Source organism: Aliivibrio logei (assembly GCF_001691055.1).
Classification (GTDB): domain Bacteria; phylum Pseudomonadota; class Gammaproteobacteria; order Enterobacterales; family Vibrionaceae; genus Aliivibrio; species Aliivibrio salmonicida.
Genome location: NZ_MAJU01000004.1, coordinates 161836 through 183843 on the forward strand (window position 1 = coordinate 161836; position 22008 = coordinate 183843).

Sequence of the window (22008 nt, forward strand, 5' to 3'; positions counted from 1 at the left end):
TGTTTCTTTTTAACCCGCCTTTCTAAATCAATACAGTTAATATCCCGTTGATTACACACGACAACCCATTATTTATACTGTCGGTTTTGAAGTGGATGACCGGTTCGCATTCGAGAGACCAAGAGTGACTGCATCGTACCCTCCAAACACTTGGAAAGGACGTAAATCAAACAATGGCATAATCGAGTAAATATGATCGAAAATATCTGCCTGTACCCCTTCATAAAAGACCCAGTCAGTATTATTAGTGAACGCATAGATTTGCAATGGCAGACCTTCAGCCGTCGGCTCTAGCTGGCGAACCATAAACATCATGTATGGATGTATGTCTTTATGGGTACGTAAATAAGCAGCTAAATAGGCACGAAAGATCCCCATATTAGTCATTTGACGGATATTGCCCAAATGCGGAATATCATCTAACTCTTCGTTAAATGTTTTTATCTCTTTTGTTTTTTCAAATAGATATTCTCTAAGAATTCGAATGTCTTTCAGTGATTCAACCTCTTCATCTGTCATAAAGCGGATAGAATTAACATCAATATTAACCGCGCGCTTAATACGTCGGCCACCAGAATCTGACATTCCTTGCCAGTTTACAAACGCATTTTGAACAAGTGCATAAGCCGGTAACATACTTACCGTATTATCAAAATTTCGCACTTTAACCGTGGTTAATGAAATTTCTTCCACCGTACCGTTTGCTTTATAGGCATCCATTTCGATCCAATCATTTAAGCTAATCATTCGGTTAGCTGAAAGCTGTATCCCTGCCACAAATCCTAAGATGGTATCTTTGAATACCAACATAACAAAACCCGTTGCCACACCTAACCCACTTAAAAATATCACGGGTGATTCACTAGCAAGAATGGACATTGAGACCACAATACCGACAAAAAAAGCAAACAGTTTAGTCAGCTGAACAAAGCTCTTTATCGGCATACGACGCGTAATGCCTTTAGAAGTCGCAAAATCATTAAGTGCATCAAGTAATGCAAACAACATAGCGAGAAATATAACAAGAATCGAAATACTCAGCAGCTTATCAGCAATCGCAGAAAGTAAGTTGTAATGCCCTAGCGCCAGAGGAATAAGTAAATCGAGAATAGTAATAGGCACAAGAAGAGTCAACTTTTCGAACACTTTATTATTTGAAAAACTCTCTAATAAAGGTTTGTTTGCTCGATGAAGAACATTCGTTATCGTTCGAACAATAATATGGCGAGTAATGAGATAACTAATCGTTGCAACACCAATAACAACGAGGACAAATACCGCAGTAAGCTCTAAACCGTAAGGGTCACTATTAATACCGAAGGAACTCAGTTTATCTGAAATATAATTACGTACATGATGCTCTAGCAAGTTACTGTCCTTATTTTTCTTATATCACAGAGATAAAGAAGAATGCAGTATGCGTATACCACTTTGAAATGATAATAATTTTAGGCTCTTGAATTGTTTGCTACAAGCGCTATTTTCAGTATAGCTCTCACAAACCAAAAGAGTTCCGTAGAGTCGACGTAATCATTACCAGTCTGCACTTTTCTTGTACGATAAGAATAAAACGTGAGCGTAATCACAAAATTTGGAAACTTAGTTTGCTTATCAGTTAATTAGCATTTTATCCACTACACTACCTAGGTCCCTTACATTTAACTCAGAGGTTAAAATGGAAACTCAAACGCCAAGTCAGGCATTAATTTCAAAAAGCTGGAAATACTTTATTACTGTTGGTGTCATTGCCGCAGTGGCAGGGTTAGGAGCAACAAGCCTACCTGTAATGGCTGGTGTGACGATTTCAACGATTATCGGGGTCGTATTACTCATTACTGGTTTAGTTCAGGCTTACCATACGTTCCGCATTCATTCGTGGAAAGAAAAGCTATGGTACGTTGTTAGTGCCCTGCTTTATATTATTGGTGGTTTATCTATTCTTTTTAAACCGTTAGAAGGTTTGATGACAATCACAACCATCATGGTCGTGGTAATGATCTTTAATGGTCTATCCCGTATGATTTTTGGGTTCACAAACAAAAACCTTCCTGGTAGCAATATGGTGGTTCTAAGTGGTTTGCTCTCTGTTGTTATTGGTGGATATTTCTTCTTCCTTTTAAATAATCCTGAGTTTTCATTATCACTACTAGGTACATTTGTTGGTGTTTCATTATTAATCGAAGGGATCAGCTTTATCTTCCTTGGTTTCAATATGAAAAAACTGCTTAACAATACTAACTAGAGCAACACGCACCCAATAATATACCTAGCCCACGATGCTTCTTTCTAAGAATAAGTATGGTGGGCTTTGTTGTTTAAATGACTCTCAGTAACCCGCTCTCTGGTTATAAACACATCGATTTGATTAGACAAAAAAGCCTCTTAGGAACATTAAGAGGCTTTATATTGAATCAAAAAAATCGTTTGACTACATTAACGAGAACCTACAGGAAGTTCACCCGCGTGTTTAAATTCACCGATACCTAAATCAGGTGGCGTATCCAAGTGAATGTTTGCACCCCAACGTTGATTGGGTTTATCACTCATCAAAAACTCAATATCACCACCCTGCATAATTTCTTTATGCGTCAAGTACGTTCTATTGAAATCTCGACCATTTAACGAAGCCGATTGAATAAAGATATTTTCACGGCTTACATTCTTAGCGGTTACCGTAAACGTCTGCCCGTTCTCTACCGCGATAGATGCCGTTTCAAACATAGGTGTACCTATTTCATAAATACCCGAAGAAGAGTTCACAGGGAAGAAACCTAACGCACGGAACACAAACCAAGAAGATAACGTCCCAAAGTCATCATTACCACAAATGCCATCAGCGGTATTGTCATAACAAATATTTGTTGCCGCGGTCACTGCCGCTTGTGTTTTCCATGGTTGAGCTACGTAATTGTAAAGGTAAGGAACATGAATATCGGGTTCATTACCTTGCACATGCTGCCCTACATTACCGGTGTTAAAGACAGGAAATTGGTTATCGCCCGCATTACGATCAGGGTAAGTACTAAAATACTCATCCAGACGTGCTGCAAATAAGCCACCACGGTCGGCAATTTCACCCGCCTCAAGCGTCGATTGTTCAAATTCAGTCATAAGATCAACAAGGCCATTAATGTCATGTTGAACACTGAATGAATACTGCCATCCATTAGATTCAGAGAACGCCCAGTTGAACATATCAGGTCGCCAATCTTTACCAATCGCTTTGCCTGTTATTGGATCGGTCCAATTTGAATCAATGAATTTACCGTCATAATCACGGGCTTTAAACCATCCTTGATATTTAGAGCCCCCAAAATCAAACTGTGCTTGCCAGTTATTCGATCGATCAGCAAACTCTTTGTAATCTGCAGAATTTTCACCCAAAACAAGTGCGATGGATTTTGCAATGTTCCAGTCATTCATTGAGTACTCTAAAGAGTATGAGGCTGTCCATGCATCTTTAAATGGTGAATGAGAACCGTATGAATCTGGTGGTGTATCATGCAATTGTGCAGGAACATAACCTTGTTTTTCATACTCGCCAATCCACGCGACACCTTGGCTCGATATTGCTCGCGCATCGGTGATCATGGCCGTCACTAAACGTTCTTTTATATCTTGACGCTCAGCACCAGTAAACCCTAAATCGATCATTCGAGTGTCTAAATACCCTTTAGACAAAGCATCATAAATAATTGGCGTGGAGTGCATTCCCATCATCATGCCCGTTTCATTGCCCTTAAATGTCCACTCAGGTAAGCGACCACGCTTAGTTTCACCTTTATCATTGGTCCATGTTTCTTCGGCATAAGACAACATAGACAGCACCATATCTGCGATACGAGCTGGCTCTGTAATAGAGGCTAACGGTTGAACGGCACGATACGTATCCCAAAGTGAGAACGTATCGTAACGAATATAATCGGCTTTACCATCTTTGTTCGCATCAGCGGTTCGAATCGATTCTTTCAGGGTATCAATTTTATCGCCCCACGGCGTATTTCCATCAGGGTAAGCATTGCGACCTTGATGTGTTTGACGGTAACGTCCGTCTAAATCTGATAACATCGTTTGGCCAGAGTAAGAACGGTACAATGCGGTATAAAAGGTTTGTTTATAATCTTCGTCACCTTCTACGCGGATCTTGCCTAATTCATCTTCCCATGTTTTCGTTGCGGCTTGACGAACTTGGTCAAAGTTCATGCCCGCAACTTCTGTCATGTTTAAAGAAGCCCCTTTCTTGCCGTCTTTGCCAATTTCAACGTTTGATAGGGCAAGTTTCGCTTCGACTGTTAGCCCTTTTTTCTCGGTATCAAATTCAACGTACGCACGAGCATATTGATATTTACCTAACGTGAGGCCACCAATTTCTGTCGTTTCAGCAGGCGCATCAGTGTACTGTTTTGTTAGTTTATCGTAATAAGCAAATCGAATATTTTTAATCGGTTGATCAAATTCCATAACAAAGAATTCTTTCTGATTGGGAGCCCAACCATCAGAGAAACGGTGACCTTCTAAACGGTTATTTTCTTTATCCCATTTAAGATAAGAATCAGAGGTGTAGTCCCAGTTAATCTTAAAACCAGTGTTTACAATGATCTCGGATTTATCATCACGAGGGAAGGTGTAACGGTGAACCCCTACGCGATCTGATGCCGTAAGTTCCGCGGTAATGTCATAATCAATAAGGTCAACTTTATAATAACCCGCCGTCGCTTGCTCGTCTTTATGCTGGAAACGAGACGCTTCAAGATTCAACGTTGGAGAACCTTCATTCAACATATAATCTGAACGGGTATTAATTGGCATCACTAAAATATCATTCAAATCGCCCGCCCCGGCGCCAGAAAGATGAGTATGTGAAAAGCCAGAAGTACGCGCATCGTGGTAATAATAACCCGAAATATACTCCCACCCATTTGAACCATTATTTGGAGAAAGTTGAACCATGCCATGAGGCGTTGTTGCCCCTGGATAGTTATTCCCTAAGTTCCCCGTTCCGATAAATGGATTAACATGACGAGTAATGTCCATGTCAGAGAAATCAACTGGAACATGAACTCCCATGTCAATGACCGGATTCTCTGTACTTGGTTTATCATCACAATCGTCATCTGTGGGTGGGCACACTGGTTTCTCACCATCAGGATCAATCGTTGGCGGGGCAACATCAGTATTCCCATCGTAATTATGATTCACCGTTTCTTCATTACAGCCAGCTAACCCAACCACGCCCATTACTACAGCAATTGATAATAAATTCCGTTTAAATTTCATTTTATGCCTTTATTGTTAGTAAAAAGGGGAACGATCCCCTTCATTTTTAGTGTGCAAATTAATTAGATTTCAAAGCTTGAGATTTATCATTTGTCATTACAAAGTGAAGAACACCGCCATCCTTAAGATCGCTATGATTGAACGATAGGTTTTCACCAAGTTCGTTGCCGTTGATCGTGGCGCTCTTAACGTAAATGTTTTCTTCAGAATTATTCGTTGATGTGATCGTAAAGGACCCATTATCCCCAACAGGAATGACAGCTTTATCGAAAATAGGTCGTCCAATCGTATACGTTGGATCGGCTGGTGTGACTTGATAGAAGCCTAATGCCGACATGATGTACCAAGCGGACATTTGTCCTACGTCTTCATTTCCTATCAAACCTTCTTGAGTTGGATGATAAAATTCGTTCATCGCTTGATTCACGTATTCTTGAGTTTTCCAAGGCTCAGATGTCCAGTTATAAAGATAAGGAACGTGATGATCTGGTTCATTACCCATAACAAACTGCCCAATGAAACCTGACATATCATGAGACTGAGTCGTGTCTGCGTTTGAATCGGCATTGAATAAAGCATTTAAGTTCGCTAAGAATGCCGCCTTCCCTTGCTCTGTTATTTGCTCAGGTAAGGTGTAATCCGTACGATCTATCACTTCACCCGCCATGACGTTCGCCAAACCATTTAAGTTTTGTGGGGCGAACCATGTCCACTGCCACGGATTACCCTCCGTAAAATCTTCGCCTCGATGTTCTGCACGATAAGGCCAAAAGCTATCACCCTGAATTAAATTTTTACGATCTTTACACCAGTCGTAATCTTTACCCTCAGGAATAGATAACGTCAGGTTCTCATCCAAACATTGGCTACTCATGTTATTTGCAAACACGGGGTCAACAGAACCAGATACTTGATACAGTGGACGCATAAACCCTGTTGCGCCTAGGCTTTGTTTATCTTTACCCAGCATTTTTCCGTAATAATTAGGGTTATAATCAAAATAATTTTTGAACGTTTCAGAGCGCTTCATATAACGATCAAACATTTCGTCATTGCCCGCTAATTGTGCGATTTGTGCAATCGTCCAATCGTAATACGCATTTTCTAAACCATACGCGACCGACTCATTCACCAACTCATCATATTTGTCTTGTTTTAAGCCTTCTACATAAGCGGGTTTATTGCCCTCACCGGTATTCCATTTAACGTTAGCAGGCACATACCCTAATTTTTCTGCGTATTCACCATGGCGAGTCATTACTGTAAATCGCTTATCTCCACTCCATGCATCTTTGTAAGGAACCCAACTATTAGTAATCGATTCATCAAAATTCGCAGAGACATCAGCCGCGTTCAACGCCAATTCAAATTCAGCCTGAGTAAAGGCTTCTGGATGCTTAACCATGATATCGGCAATGACCGACACCGCAGGGTACCCCACCATTTCTCCCGTATAATCAGAATGAAGTTCCCACTTAGGAAGCACTCCACCAGTTTTAAATTTATTGATCAAATCACGGGCATAATCAATTGAGCGATCTTTATCGATGATCGTTTTAAGTGGATGTGACGCACGGAAAGTATCCCACATAGAGTAGACAGATAGGTTCGTAAAACCGTCGTCTGCTTGATGTACTTTGCCATCCATTCCACGATATTTCCCATCAACATCTTGATACACAAAAGGAGCAACAAAAGTACGATACAGTGAGGTAAAGAACATGGTCTTATCCGCAATTTTACCGCCTTCTAATTCGAAATCACCCAGAACCTCTGACCATACTTTACGATTTTTCGTCACAACAGAATCAAAGTTAAAATCATTTTCATCGGCGTCTAAATTCTTAATTGCGCCTTCCACACTCGTACCAGAAATCGCCACTTTAACCGTGATTGGATCACTGCCTGAGCCGAAGTTAAGGTGTGTCATCACATCGTTTGCACGACGGGCTAAACGCGTGGCATCCGGTTCTGGCTCGTTTGGCATGACTTGATGCTCAGCATAGCCACGATAATCAGCAAGGCCTATTTCAGTTGCATCAACCGGAGTTAATTTACTTTCTGATGCCAGTTTTGCGTATAAATTTTCTTCCATAATAGGTTCTGAAAATTCAGCCACAAAGAACACGGTTTGCCATTGGCCCCATTCATTTGAGGTGCGAGCCCCTGCCACTGTTGTGTCATTAATTCGTTTATAATAAATACTGCGTGAATGGTTTCCGTATTGTTCTAATAACTCATGCTGTAAGTCGATACGAACTTTACGATCGCCGCCCTTATTAAAGGTAAAACGTTGAAACGCAACACGATCCGTTGCGGTTAATTCAGCTTTCACACTCGTTTCAACCAATTCAATCGAGTAGTAACCCACTTCCGCGGTTTCGGTTTCTTTGTTCATTGTTGGTGCGTCGGTATTGAATTCTGAATACGGTAAAAATGCGAAATCGTTCAAGTCCCCTTTTCCTGCACCTGAAATGTGCGTCATGGTAAAACCGGAAAGGTACTTATTAGAAGGGTCGTATTCAGACGGTGAGCCTTTGCCATTCCATCCGTTTGGATCATAATTATCTGGTGAAGGTTGAATCATTCCTTCTGGCATCACAGGGGATGGATTCACGTTACCAAGACCTTTTGTACCAATCAGTGTATTGACGTATTTCAATACACTATCGCTAGAGATACTAGGACCAATAGGCGTTGTTGGTATTGAGATATTAGGGTTGGTAACACTGACGTTCACTGTTTCTTCATTACAACCCGTTAAACCGACCATACCAATAAGTACGGCAATTGATAATAAATTCCGTTTAAATTTCATTTTCGATTTGTCTCTTTCATTAAAAGGGGTCGACACCCCTTAATTGATATGGATGGTTACTTAGGAAGGTTGGCTTTCATCGCTTGCGCTTTGTCACCAGTCATCACAAAACGTAATTCACCACCGGCCTTAATCTCTTCGTGCTCAAAAGTATTAAAGTCGTTCAGTGGCTTACCGTTAATTTTGACTGATTTCACATACATGTTTTCAGCACTGTTGTTTTCTGCCACCACAGTGAACAAACCAGAACCAAAGTTAATCGTCGCACGAGTAAAGATCGGTCGACCAATGGTGTACGTTGGATCGGTTGGTGATATCTGATAGAAACCTAACGCAGACATGATGTACCACGCCGACATCTGTCCAACATCTTCGTTTCCGATAATCCCATCAGGCGTTGGGGTATAAAATTCTTTGTACACTTTGTCTAAATATTCTTGCGTTTTGTATGACTCTTCTGTGCGTTGGTAAAGGTAAATAACATGGTGTGAAGGTTCATTACCATGAATATACTGCCCAATGTAACCCGTCATATCTTGATGCTGATCGCCACTACTTGAATCCGCCGCAAACAAATCATTCAATTGAGTATTCAGACCATCCGTCCCACCCATGATTTCCGTTAGCTTGTCCAAATCTTGCATGAACGACCACTTCCACTGCCACGCATTGCCCTCAGTAAAGTACAATGGGTCTGCTTTGTATGGATTAAATGTTTCTGTTGAATACTTAAAGACACACGGGTCCCCATCCTTCAATTCAGTCGGAACAAAGAACCCAACACTTGAATCCCAATGAGTTAACGAGTTATAAGAACGCGCTTTAAATTCGTTGTACGTTATTTTGTCTCCTGCGGCTTTCGCCATTTCCGCAATCGTCCAATCATAGAACGAAAACTCTAAAGAATAAGACACCGAGTTCCAATTGGGCGCGCGAACGCATTGCTCTTTTTCATGGTAGTTCAATTGTCCTGCCATTAAAGAACCTAAAATTCCATCATTAATTTGAGGGAAATCATGCGGACGATAACGAGCCGATTTGATTGAGGCGTCTAACGCCGTTTGAGCGTCCGCTAATCCTTTTGTTACCGCGTCACCCAAAATGGCGGTTGCTGGATAACCGATCATCGTTCCTGTTTCTGAACCATGCCCTTCCCATTTTGGAAGCATGCCAAACTCGTCATTTGATTTACGAATTAAATCGTTAACATACAAGGTCGCTTGTTTAGGATCGATGATTGTCCAGAGTGGGTGCACTGCACGGAAAGTATCCCATGTAGAGTAAATTGAGTAATTTGGAGTATCACCTTTCGCTAAAGTCCGAGTTGTCCCTAACATATCAACGTATTTACCATCGACATCGTAGAATTCGATAGGCGCGATCATCGTATGATATAGGCCGGTATAGAAATTCGTCTTCTCAGCGTTAGAGCCACCTTCTACTTTTACTTTCGATAATTTTTCTGCCCATGCGTACTCTGCACTCTCTTGTACTTTGGTAAAATCATAAACCATTGCTTCCGCTTCTAGGTTTTTTTGCGCGCCGTGCCAGTTAACTGGAGAGATACCAACACGAACTTCTATCTCTTTATCGCCAATACCAAAGTTAAGGTAAGCGGTAAGATCACTCTCTTTGTACACATAATTTTGGCGCATCTCACGAATAGGCTCATTATCACCAATACCTAGTAACGCGTTAGCAACTGGCTCATTGAATTTAGCGTAAAAGAAAATATCTTGGCCTTGATGATCTTGACCTTGGAACCAACCTGTCGATGTCTTACGCCCGCGAATCGTGTAATCATCAATAATTTCAATCTTACTGTTGAGCGTCTCGCCATTGTTATTTAACAACGTATGACCTAAATCGAATTTAATATTACGATCTGCGCCTTTTTCAAACGTATATTTATGCAAGCCAACACGCTTTGTCGTTGTTAACTCAACATCAATATTGCCTTTATTTAACGTTGTTTTGTAATAACCTGCCGTCGCCTCCTCATTTGATTTATCAAACGAGTTAATCATATTGTCTTTCATATCACTATAAGGAAGAACTAAGATATCCCCTAAATCAGTCGCCCCGGTTCCTGATAAATGAGTGTGTGAAAAACCGTAAATAGGCACATCTTTATCTACGACAATACCCATATCCGAGTAATCTGAAGAATCCCAATAACCCGATGCGGAATGCCATGGGTTTTGATCTACTTCATTATCTTTCCCTGAACCAATAAACGTATCAGGAGATAATTGAACCATACCGGCAGGAACGACCGCACCCGGAAACGTGTGACCACTGGCCGCAGTTCCAATCATAGGGTTTACATATTGAATTAAGGACATATCGACGACAATAGGCGTGACTGAGGTGCTTGGCTCTAGAGGCGTTGTTGGTGTTGTGGGCGTTGTAGGGATTGATATATTGGGTTCTACATTGGTAATGTTCGTTGTTTCTTCATTACAGCCTGTTAATCCTATTAAGCCAACAAATATAGCAAGCGAAAGTGCACTGCGTTTAAACTTCATTATTATACCTTTTATTCTAAAGTTTAAGAGGATGAGTAAACCCACCCCCTTTGATAATTTTGGTATTAACCTTAATCAAGATTAATAGCGAAACTGTCTTTAGAATGGGGACCTTTCGATCCCCACTTACTAGGCTGAAACTTAACCTTGAATAAGGCTTAACGCGTTTTTCATTGCTTGTTTAGTTGAACATTCAACTTGACGAATACTTGTGAAACGCTCACCTTCTTTGACTGGAATATCGTGAGCAAGGATGATGAACTTAGCGTTCGCAACATCTTTTGCCGTCAGTTTATTCATTAAGCCATTAGAACCTTGTGTCTCAACTTTAATCTTGATACCTGCTGCTGCACCCGCTTTCTCTAGCGCTTTTGCTGCCATGAATGTGTGCGCAACACCTGAAGGACAACAAGTAACCGCAAGAACATCGTACTCGCCTTCACCAGCAACTGGTGCCGCTGTTTGTGCTTGTACTGGAGTTGCTGCTGCAACGGCGTCATTTTCTTCGACATAAACTGGCTTCCAGAAGCCAACAATTAATGCCGTTGTTAGTGAGCCTAAAACAATACCAACCACGTACATTGGGATGTTGCTAGATACCGGAGCGGTAATTAACCCACCCCAAGGAGCATGAAGTAAAACATCAGTCATAAAGCCGAACACACAACCAACCATACCACCAGCAACAATAGACGGAAGAACACGCATTGGGTCATTTGCTGCGAATGGGATTGCACCTTCAGAGATACCAATTGAACCCATGATTGCAGCTGCTTTACCTGCTTCTTGCTCTTCTTTAGAGAATTTCTTCTTAAACATGAAAGTAGCAAGTGCCATGCCTAGCGGCGGAGTACAAATCGCGATACCAACACCACCCATCAACCATGGTTGTGTGTTTACTTGAGTTTGAGCGAATAAGGTTGCCACTTTATTGATTGGACCACCCATATCAAATGCCGTCATACCACCAAGAATCGCACCAAGAACCGCTTTAGAAGAACCCGCCATTGATGCTAAGAATTCGTTCATCACAATCATGAATGAAGAGATAGCAGCGCCTAGGCCCCACATTACGATACCCGCAGACACCAATGTACCAACTAGAGGGTAGATAAAATAAACCCCTAATGCACTTAGATGCGCAGGAATAGGAAGTCTCTTAAGTTGAAGAACCACACCACCAGCGATGAAACCAGCAACGATACAACCAAGGAAACCACCACCCAAATCAGCCATGATGCCTGATGCAATAAAAGCAGGAGCTAGTGCAGGTTTATCAGCAATTGAGTAGCCAATAAAGCCACCAAGGATGATTGGAAAAAGAACTAAACCTTTAATAGCAATAGTAGAAATATCAGCCAGAACACCCGTATCAGGAACCGCCCCTTTACCTGTTGCCATTACCGCTAGTGCTAATAAAACCCCACCAGCAACCACGAACGGAAGCATGTGAGACGTACCAAAAAGTAAGTGCCCTTTAAGGGTAGACAATGTTTTTTTCCAATCACTTGGACTTTGCGTTGCAGTCATCGTTGACATAAGAAGTATTCCTAAAAGTGTGATTAATTAGTCAGTAGGTCTAAAATTTCTTGTTCCGTTGTCGCCTTGTGCATGTCGGCAATTAGGTCATCGCCAAATTTTTCAAACAAAGCTTGTAGAGCATAAATGTGGTGATCACCGCTTTCTGGTGATGCAATCATGAAAAATACCGTAGGTTGGTCGTCTTCAGCATCGTATTCAATCGCTGTTTTTGATACGCCGATGGCAATCGCAGGAGTAATAACCGCAGAATGTTTCGCATGAGGGTACGCTATACCCATATCAGAAGTCACACATTGAGATTCGCGAGCCTGAATACCTTCTAAAAAGTTTTCTTTATTATTAATTCTGTTGTTTTTAAACAGCATTTCAGCTAATTCAGAAAATACACCTTCTTTTGTAGTTGCATCTAAATTAAGTTTAATTAAGTCTGTATTCACTAATGTAGTAATCATTTTTTTTCCTTTTTAATAAAAGAAGTTAAATTTAAAATTTAGCTTAGAAAGCTAACCACTCAAACTCACAACATCACTATGTGAGCTTTTCATTTCACATAAAATGTTTAGAAGACATGCATCTCGTCATAAAAATAGTAACGACATTCAAGTGGTTACGAGTTGATGCATAGATAATATGAATTTATTTGATTATTGGTAAGTCGATATTTAAAGCATTTACTGGACTTTTGTACCGTCAAATCTAAAGTGTGAGATTAGTAACAATTATTGAACTAGAAAGGTAGGAATTAACTTTTACGTGTATTTAAAGACGATTCAATAGTGATTGAAATCACTATTAATAAATGAACCAAAGCATTAATTAGATATTGGTCACAAAATAATTAACGTTATACGGTATTAAATAATATATTTATTAGTAAAGTGAAATATAAGAAACTCTATATTCTATTCATAAAAAAGCCGCTAATGATTACCAACGGCTTTTTTACGTGATTGACCTATTGCTTAATAAGCATCATTCACTATGGTATTTTTAGTCGTTCGTTTTGCTTTATAGAGTAAACTGTCTGCCGCTTTGTAGGTCACTTTGCCTGTGGCTGAGAAACTTAGCCCACCACTAATGGTGACGGTAAGAGAATTATCCCATCGAAGAGCTTCAACTCCAGCACGAATATCTTCTGATATTTCAACAGCCGTTAGCTTGCTCACACCTCTAAATATCACGACAAATTCTTCTCCACCAATACGGTAGCAGTTGTGTTTTTTACCAAGAACAAGAACAATCACACTCGCAATTTTTTCTAATACATCATCTCCCATATCGTGCCCGTAGCAGTCATTAATGGATTTGAAATTATCGATATCTAAAATTAAAAAACCATGTTCTTTTTCTGCAATTACATCAAAATCACTCATGAACTTTCTTCGATTAAAACAACGAGTGAGTGGGTCTGTATCATTTTCGATATTTAAAAATTTAATCTTCACGATCATTACAAGCAATAAAGAAGAGGTCACCAACAACGCAATAAATCCAATCTTAAGAAATAGCATGGATTGCTCATTGTCATCATTTAAATTATTGTTTTCACTTTGTTTTAATTTATTAGAGATAAGTAAATGATAACTGGCACTTTGAAAATCGTCGGTCAGTGTATTGTAATTCACATTCAGATCATAAAATGCTTTGATATTATCGGTTGCAAGATAGTAATCAAACATCGTTTTATACACCATTTTTGTGTATCGAATTTGATTCGTTGTATTTGCTATTGATAATAAATACTTTTCATTCTTTTTAATAAAATCAAAGTCATGCATTCTAAACGCCAACTTAAACTCGACAACAGCAATAAGAATACTTTTATCTAATAATAAACGGGATTTATCTTGGCTTAACGTTAACTTTGCCAATTCTATGTTCTTTTTAGATTTATCTAATTCATTCAGATACAGGTAGGCCTCGGCTTTAAGCGCCGTACTATAAATATAATAATCTCGCCAGTCTTCTTCATTATAAGCCCAGCTATTTAATTCAATGTTACTTAATGAATTTAACGCTTTTTGAGGCTCTCTTATTGCGAGTTGATTCTCAGCTAAACTCACTATTGCTTGAGTTTTCAACCTATACCATTCGGGGGTATGGCCTTCTGCTTTGCGATCCATATTTTCAATCATTTCGCTCGCAAAGTCATACCCTTGAAAATACGAAATAATCAACGCGAGATCTAGATCTCCTCTTGCGCTCTTTAGTTTATCTCCATTTTCTTGTGCTATTCGAATGTACCTTAGCGTCGGTTCAATCATTCCATACAGATCATTATCTCTATATCGAAGCGTTGATATCTTATCTAACGCCAGTAATTTTTGATCGTCATTAAGCCCACCGCTATAAAATGCGAGGTTTAAAATGGTCGTCCCAATTTTAGCGCCATTCTTATAAGCAAGGAGAGGACGAATACTTTCGGCAATATCATCAAGGTGCCGGCCATATTCTTCATGTTTCAAACGCCTAAACTTACGAATAACATCGCACTCGAGTGCTTCACACTTTATTTCATAAGAATTTAAGCGTTGATTGTAAGTCGCAATAAGTACGGCATTATTATGATTATATGCAGTTTCGTTCACCGTAAAAAACATGGCGCTAGTGAGGATAACGATCCCCGCAATAAATAATATTATTTTTTTCATTTTGCACATTAAAAAAAGAAAGGAGTATACGCCCTTATTATTTATCCACAATAAAATTAATGCGAATAATAAAAAGCCAACCCACTGTGTGAATTGGCTTTTTTTAAATTACGTATTATAAAAACACATTAACTATTCGGTGATCTTACATACTGATTTCCATGAACTGTCTGCCGACGAAGGCTCAGAACTTGTCCACCAATTTGCTGCCCAAACCATATTATTATGAATGATTTGTTGTCCGCCAGAGGCATGGTCGCCATTAGGGAATGTTGGGTAGCTAACGATTCCTGAAATGTCTAGCCCTTGTTCAGCACAACCTTGAGCACTTGGTTCTCCAGGGCCAGTTCCAACTTCACCGCCTTCAAATTCAGCTAATGTTGGGAAGTCTTTTTTCAGACCAACCACTTCACTGCCAACGTTAAAGCGAATACCATTGGCTACGCCTGATACTGGTGTGTAGTAAACCATTGAAATAGTGTACTCGCCACCGGCAGGAATAGACTCTGAAGCGCGTAACGTTACAGCAACGGTATGGAACAGTTTTCTTTCACCATCAACCGTAAAGTTAGACCCCGTGTGACCACTTTTAATCACTTTAAGGCCAGCACCTGTCCAGTCTTTAACGATATCACCCGTAGAGGTTGGCATTAAGAATTCAATGGTTGACCCACCAGGGATAGCCACTGATGAATGGTTCTTAAATACCAACGTTGGGTTAATCGGATAATTACTGTCACCTTCAGGCCAATCTGTTGTTGATACGGTTACATCAATGACAGAATCAGGCGCTGGTAAGTTATTGTGATTAATATCCATTGGTGTTGCTTGTGTAAATACATCATGAGCAAAATCGGTCATGTCTGTTCCCATTTTGTATTCACGTTTTACGGCATCATAGCTATAGTCACCCGCCATTTCCCACACCATCATGCCACCTAGGCCATTATCAACAATGTAGTCTAATTTTGGTTTTAGAGACTCTTTGTCTTCTATCGATAAGAATACTTTTTTGTTCTCATTCCATAACCATGCCGTTTGCAGTTCATTACTCCAAACACGCTCGTATTCACCTTCAATTAGGTCTTTAGGATTATTAGGATCAAGACCCCATGCTTCGCCGTAGCTTGGCATACCATCAATACCTAATTTAGTGGCATTAGCAAGGTTCATTGCATGCCACATTGGAACAACACCCGCTTTGATTTCGTTGCCATTTGCATCGCTATCGTGCCAAATGTTATCTGTCCCTTCTGCCCCCCAACCACAGACGGTTGTGCCTGCCGGACACGTCGATTGATTTGGTTCTACGGCTTTACCCCATAGCCCTTTATCACCGCCCGTTACGCCCTGCCAACCGCGCGTGTAATATGGAATACCCATATTGATTTGGCTTGGTTTAAATGCACCACGGAAAAAGTGATGCGTCCACGCTTGGTTTAAATAACCAATACCTTGATAAGACGCTTCATTGTAAACGCCCCACTTTGCCAGTTCCGCATCTTTACCGTCATCAAACAATGCCGCTTGTGGTCCAACAAATTCATTCCACGTACCGTGTAGGTCGTAAGACATGATGTTTACGTAATCAAGCACATCTTGCATCCCAAAATCTTCCATACCACGTAATAAATACGCAGAAGAAGGAGAAGCAATAGTCAGCATGTAACGGCGACCGTCTTCTTTGCCCGCTTTATCAAGATCAGTTCGAAGTTGAGTCATCATCTCCATGTAGTTTGGCCATAATTGACCACGACATTTGTTTGATAATTCGAAATCGTTAGGGTTACCTGAATCTTTCATTGACGATGGGTATTCATAATCAATATCTACGCCATCAAAGCCGTATTGACGAATGAACTCAACCGCCGATTGATTGAACGCTTTAATACCGTCAAGGTTCACTTCACAAGTTGCAAGATTCGTCGTCATCGGATAAAGATTGGTTGTTTCAGCCCAGCCTCCCACAGAGATAAGTGTTTTAACATCTGGGTATTGTTTCTTAAATTTACTTAATAGGTTGAAGTGACCTTTGTAAGAAAATTCAGGGTCCATTTCTGCACCGGCGACACCTTCCCACGTCATTTTCGTTGCAGAGTCATCAACCGTTAGTTCAAATGAATCTTTAGCTACTCCCGCAAACGCATAGTTAATGTGCGTTAATTTTTCCCACGGTAAGTCGTGAGCTAAGTACGAAGGAAGACCATTTTTACCTGTACGCCATGATGTGTAATAACCAATAATACGACGAGGGTGATCATCTCCCATACATTCCGAACCATCAGCACGATACACTTGTTTAATATCACAACTTAAATTACCGTTACCGGCTTCTTGTGCCTGTACCGTTACGCTTGCTGCTGTGGTTTTATGGCCTTCAGCATCTGTCGCAATTGCAGTGATAATAAACGCACCTTCAGTCATAGGTGTCCAAGACGCAACAAATGGCATCTCAGAAGCAGATCCAACAGATACGCCACTAACGAAAAACTCAACATTCGTTAAATCATCATTAACATCCGTCGCTTCAGCACCTAATGTCATTACTTTACCAATGAACACCGTTTGGCCATCACGAGGACTTGTTAACGCAATCACTGGTGGTTGAGGCACTATCATTGCTTCCTCTACCAACACCTTCACGGAATCTGTTGCAGTTAATCCTGTTTTATCGATAGCCTTTGCCGCTAACGTTAATTCACCGATTTGATCAGCCACATACATAAAGTTAAACGGTGCTTTAGATACTTGACCTAATTTACGCTCTCCCAACCAAAATTCAACGCGGTCTAAATCGCCATCTTCATCTTGTGCATTTGCTGTAATCGTAATGACATCGTGCTCAAAATACGACGTCCCAGCCACTGGAGAAGTCACTTTAACTGTCGGAGCTACGGTTGGTTCTTGAATGTCTTCTGCTTTAACTTGAATAGAAACAACGTGCTCGGCTTTTAATCCATTCTTATCAACAACAATGGCTTTTACCGTGTGCACGCCTTCGCCTTTTGCTGTCCATAGTGATTGATATGGTGCTGCCGTATCTTTTGCTACTTCAGTTCCATCAATATAAAAAGTCACCGACTCCGTTTCGGTATTAATGGCACTGACGGTCGCAGATAACGTGACGGATTGACCTTCAATAAACACAGCATCTGCGGTTGGTGAAGTAATAGCAAGATCCAGTTCAGGCAGTAATTCTCCACCACCGTCTTTGGTTGTCATGATTAAGGTGTCACGGACCAAATCGATACCAATTTGACCACTAACACCCAGTGTTAATAAAATCTCGCTGCCAGCAGGAAGCGTTGTGTTTACCCAGCTTCCTTCATCAAAACTTAAAGACAACTCATTGCGGAATGTGTCACCTTGAGCAACACTGGTGAAACTCATTTTAGGATAGCTCACCCCCGTCGCTGCCCAAGAAGGCGTTGAAGCAACAATCATTGAATCAAATTGAATGGTTGCCCCTTTTAATTCGACACTGGTGGCACTCGTATTCTTAATTGTCAGTTGGTAGTTATTCCACCACTCCCCTTCAGCACCAACAGGGGCTGCATCGACATGTAATTGCGCTAAGGCAGGCATAGAAAAAGTCATGCCTAATGACATAGCAAGCAATGTTGGAGCAAATAATGAGGTTTTAATTTTGTTCATCCACTTATATCTCTATGAATATTAACGTATTCATTTATAGTTATTTGGAGCGAGATAATAGTCCCAGATGTTATTACTGGCTACTAAGAGAAATGTAAGAATTTGTAGCAGAAAAACAATATAAAAAAATCCATTAAATTTACAATAAACACACATAATAAAAATAAAACCAATTTAAAATCTTATTTGTCAATACGTTAAATTTAAAAACAAACAGTAAGCAAAGATATTAACATTTGGCATTTCAATTGAAACGAAAGAATAAATAAAACAATAAATTAAATATAAATCAAAAACTTAACAAGAAAATAAAAGAAAAACCCAGAGGGAAAATATAAAAATAAAAACAAGACAAGATTAATGAATAACTATTTAATCTCACTATTTACCTTAGTGTTCTTTATTTGACGCGCCAATAAATCGAGCTTTGACAAATCAATGTCAAATACATAACAACTCGTTATCAATGCAGACATTAAACCTATTAATGACTTATTAATATAGATAGGTAATTCTGATTAATAGTTTTCTATTCTGTGATATTCAATCCAAATTTTATTTATTTCAAACACAATCTAAAAATGCCTGAATTAACTGTCGGTGCGGTTCCACTAAATCTTGATGGTTACTTCGATAACCCCCACCAACAACGCAAGCAATGGGAATATTCTTCCGCTTTGCCGTAGTGCTCATCCAACAGTCTCGCTGATATAAGCCTTCAGTCGACACATTTAAATAACCCAGTTCGTCATCACAATGAATATCAACGCCCGCGTCATAAATGATCAAATCAGGTTGATGATGATTAATCGCCATTTCAACCACTTGTTGAAACGCTTCTAAGAATTCGGCATCTTGAGTACCAATCGATAAAGGAACGTCATAATTCGACATCGGCTTTTTAGCAGGAAAGTTTTTATCACAGTGAAAAGAGACGGTAATAATATCCTCTTTATCTGCACATAATGTGGCAGTCCCATCGCCATGATGCACATCGCTGTCGACAATCAAGACGGTTTCAATGCACTCTTGCTTTAATGCATGATGCGCGGCCACAACCAAATCATTAAATAAACAAAAGCCGCTCCCAAAATCGTAATGCGCATGGTGATACCCACCACTCAAATGAATCGCAGCCCCATACTCTACGGCTTTATCTACCGTTAAACAGGTGCCCGCAGTAGACGTTAACGTTCTCTCAATTAAAAAGTCACTCCAAGGAAAACCAATTCGTCGCATTTTTGCAGCTGGCAATGTGCCATTCATTACCGCATCAACATAATTCGCTTCATGCACTTGTTTGATATCACGGATAGGTAATGCGGTAGGTTCAAAATAACAAAGGCGATCATCAGAATGAAGGGATTGGATTGCTTGGTATAAACGTTGATATTTTTGAATAGGATAACGATGCCCTTCTGGAAGGTCTAATTGCGAATAAATTGGATGATAAATTAACGGCAACATGACCACAGAACCCCTATTTGAAATAAAAAAAGAGCAGCTATTATGGCTGCTCTTTAAGAATATACAAGGATAAGGCTAGTTGCTTACCATCACTTTCTTTGGCTTCATTGTTCTTGCCATTTTATTCACAAAAATCGTGATAAGCACAGGGATCAACCAAGAAGTGTGCGAAGAGAATAACGGTAACCATTGGTCACAGAAAGTGCTAATGCCTTCTGGAAGTTTCTCTAAAATATGCAAAGCATCAACCGTACCAAACAACGCCGCAATACATACCACTGTTGTGTGGCTCACTGAGATCTTACGTTTCTCTGATTCTGTTTTCTCTGGCATCAATATCATCGCAATGATCAATGCTATTGCTATCGGACACAGAATAAGGATTGCAGGTAAGCTCACTTCAATAATCGTTTCTAATCCAACGTTTGAAATGATTGCCGTTAATACCATAATTACCGTAGCACTTACTTTAAACGTAACACCATAAGTATTCTTGTAATATTCGGAGTTCGCATTCGTTAAGCCAATCGTTGTTGTTAGACACGCCATCAAGGTAATCGCTGCCAATAGGATTTGACCTAATACGCCAAACTCACCCGCCGCATAGCTTGTTAGTATCTCACCACCGTTAGTTGCACTTGGTGCAATTTGAGAAGATGTTGAGCCTAAATAACCCATCGCTAAATAACACAATGACATTAGTACCGCATAAATAGCCGCAATGCGTAATGTGTAGTAAGAAATCGCTTTTTTACTCTCAACCCCTTTACTACGGATGGTTTGAATAATCACCCAACCAAACGCTACCGCTGCGATTGCATCTAATGTCATGTAACCTTGAATCAAGCCATTAACCGCCGGTGCTTGCTCATAAATATCAATCGCTTGAGTTGGAGAACCCAAAGGATTAAGCAGTGCAGCGGCCACCAATAATGCCAACATGGCAATCAATGCAGGTGTCATTACCTTGCCAATGTAATCAACCAACTTACCCGGTTTTAATGCCAGCCATAACGTCAGTGCACAGAACAACGCCGAGAACGCCATCAATCCATTACCAGAATAGAACGGTTTAATGCCCATCTCATAAGCAACAGTTACCGCACGAGGCAATACAAATGCAGGGCCTAACGTCGTTAACACCAAAAACCAGAATGAACGATCCATCCATTTAGGTAATGATGACGTCAGTTTATCCGCAGAAGATAAACGGCCTAATACGACCAAAGTGATGGCAGGTAAACCAACGGCAGTTAATAGAAAGCCAGCAATAGCCATAAGCCAATTGTCGCCTGCTTGTTGTGCCATCAAGGGTGGATAAATTAAGTTACCTGCACCTAGAAATAGTGCAAATGTCATAAAGCCGATAGCGGCAAGATCTCTTCTGTTCAAACGACATACCTTTTAAAATGAAGCGTGGTGTCAATTTGGCTAGAAGATTATAAAGAAAGGTTCTTATCCGCCAGCCTAACTGACGAATAAAAAATCGTCAGTATCAGTTAATGACAACGACGACAGAGACGAGCGCATAAGCATTGTGCTTAGAAGCAGTTATGGAGCCTGCTTGATGTTTTTTGATGCCTGTAGACATAACTTACACACTCTATGAAAAATAATTATCCTTAAAATAAAGGAAACACCACAGATTGTAAAGACTAATTATAAAATGCTCAATTAATACTCTACTGTTACAAGCTATAAGCGATTATTGTAATTAGTTATCTGTTTACACCTCAATAATCATGAGATTAAAACAAAACTGGCGCATCACCTTTGTTATTAATGCGAATGGAAACTCGATATCGGCACATAAATCGACATAATTATATTATCTACCAATAGAAACCTAACATGCGATTGAGCTGATTCAGCGACATGTTTCATGATAAATAAGGTGCGATTTTATCTAGCAAATTGATTCTTATTTTGAAAAAAATCCGATTATGCCTTTCTAGATATCACACATAAACCATACCTTCATTTTTATTTACATGGCTTCAGACCTTAATGCACATAAGATCAGCCTTATCTTCCCCTTCGATAAAACATTAATAGAACAATGGCTGGTATA

At 40.0% G+C, this 22008-nt stretch carries 11 protein-coding genes; 1 reads left to right on the plus strand and 10 read right to left on the minus strand.

All coding sequences use genetic code 11. The annotated features are described in order from the left end of the window. Positions 1-72: 72 nt before the first annotated feature. Complete coding sequence (locus tag A6E04_RS01115) at positions 73-1368, minus strand: mechanosensitive ion channel family protein (RefSeq protein WP_023604515.1); 1296 nt, start codon at positions 1366-1368, stop codon at positions 73-75. Positions 1369-1675: 307 nt separating this feature from the next. Between A6E04_RS01115 and A6E04_RS01120 the strand changes: the two genes are divergently transcribed. Then, entirely contained in the window at positions 1676-2242 is a 567-nt protein-coding gene (locus A6E04_RS01120) for an HdeD family acid-resistance protein (RefSeq protein ID WP_017021795.1), read from the plus strand. Between the two features lie 191 nt (positions 2243-2433). Here the strand turns inward: A6E04_RS01120 and A6E04_RS01125 are convergent, their stop codons facing one another. The 9 genes from A6E04_RS01125 to brnQ form a co-directional block, all read right to left on the minus strand. Further along, positions 2434-5277 carry a GH92 family glycosyl hydrolase gene (locus tag A6E04_RS01125; RefSeq protein ID WP_065609474.1) on the minus strand — a complete coding sequence of 948 codons (2844 nt, stop codon included), beginning with the start codon at positions 5275-5277 and terminating at the stop codon, positions 2434-2436. 58 nt (positions 5278-5335) lie between these two features. After that, entirely contained in the window at positions 5336-8095 is a 2760-nt protein-coding gene (locus A6E04_RS01130; protein ID WP_065609476.1) for a GH92 family glycosyl hydrolase, read from the minus strand. A gap of 56 nt (positions 8096-8151) precedes the next feature. Continuing rightward, positions 8152-10623, minus strand: coding sequence for a GH92 family glycosyl hydrolase (locus tag A6E04_RS01135; protein ID WP_065609478.1), 2472 nt, complete (start codon positions 10621-10623; stop codon positions 8152-8154). Positions 10624-10764: 141 nt separating this feature from the next. Further along, complete coding sequence (locus A6E04_RS01140; protein WP_017021799.1) at positions 10765-12162, minus strand: PTS fructose transporter subunit IIBC; 1398 nt, start codon at positions 12160-12162, stop codon at positions 10765-10767. A 23-nt stretch (positions 12163-12185) separates the two neighbouring features. Beyond that, positions 12186-12617 carry a PTS sugar transporter subunit IIA gene (locus A6E04_RS01145; RefSeq protein WP_017021800.1) on the minus strand — a complete coding sequence of 144 codons (432 nt, stop codon included), beginning with the start codon at positions 12615-12617 and terminating at the stop codon, positions 12186-12188. Positions 12618-13127: 510 nt separating this feature from the next. Then, positions 13128-14816 (minus strand): GGDEF domain-containing protein, encoded by a 1689-nt coding sequence (locus A6E04_RS01150; protein ID WP_065609480.1) that lies wholly within the window; start codon positions 14814-14816, stop codon positions 13128-13130. A 132-nt stretch (positions 14817-14948) separates the two neighbouring features. Further along, a complete protein-coding gene (locus tag A6E04_RS01155) occupies positions 14949-18470 on the minus strand; it encodes a glycosyl hydrolase family 18 protein (RefSeq protein ID WP_065609481.1) in 3522 nt (1173 codons plus the stop codon). A gap of 564 nt (positions 18471-19034) precedes the next feature. After that, positions 19035-19937, minus strand: a complete 903-nt coding sequence (locus A6E04_RS01160) for a histone deacetylase family protein (RefSeq protein WP_065609483.1) — start codon at positions 19935-19937, stop codon at positions 19035-19037. A gap of 75 nt (positions 19938-20012) precedes the next feature. Then, positions 20013-21329 carry a branched-chain amino acid transport system II carrier protein gene (gene brnQ, locus A6E04_RS01165; protein ID WP_083198866.1) on the minus strand — a complete coding sequence of 439 codons (1317 nt, stop codon included), beginning with the start codon at positions 21327-21329 and terminating at the stop codon, positions 20013-20015. Between the last annotated feature and the right edge of the window lie 679 nt (positions 21330-22008).

What these genes read in the sequence shown, in the direction of transcription:
- A6E04_RS01140 (WP_017021799.1), bottom strand. Translation starts at nt 12,162, where the DNA reads ATGTCAACGATGACTGCAACGCAAAGTCCAAGTGATTGGAAAAAAACA.
- A6E04_RS01155 (WP_065609481.1), bottom strand. Translation starts at nt 18,470, where the DNA reads ATGAACAAAATTAAAACCTCATTATTTGCTCCAACATTGCTTGCTATG.
- A6E04_RS01125 (WP_065609474.1), bottom strand. Translation starts at nt 5,277, where the DNA reads ATGAAATTTAAACGGAATTTATTATCAATTGCTGTAGTAATGGGCGTG.
- A6E04_RS01145 (WP_017021800.1), bottom strand. Translation starts at nt 12,617, where the DNA reads ATGATTACTACATTAGTGAATACAGACTTAATTAAACTTAATTTAGAT.
- A6E04_RS01120 (WP_017021795.1), top strand. Translation starts at nt 1,676, where the DNA reads ATGGAAACTCAAACGCCAAGTCAGGCATTAATTTCAAAAAGCTGGAAA.
- A6E04_RS01135 (WP_065609478.1), bottom strand. Translation starts at nt 10,623, where the DNA reads ATGAAGTTTAAACGCAGTGCACTTTCGCTTGCTATATTTGTTGGCTTA.
- A6E04_RS01150 (WP_065609480.1), bottom strand. Translation starts at nt 14,816, where the DNA reads ATGAAAAAAATAATATTATTTATTGCGGGGATCGTTATCCTCACTAGC.
- A6E04_RS01160 (WP_065609483.1), bottom strand. Translation starts at nt 19,937, where the DNA reads ATGTTGCCGTTAATTTATCATCCAATTTATTCGCAATTAGACCTTCCA.
- A6E04_RS01130 (WP_065609476.1), bottom strand. Translation starts at nt 8,095, where the DNA reads ATGAAATTTAAACGGAATTTATTATCAATTGCCGTACTTATTGGTATG.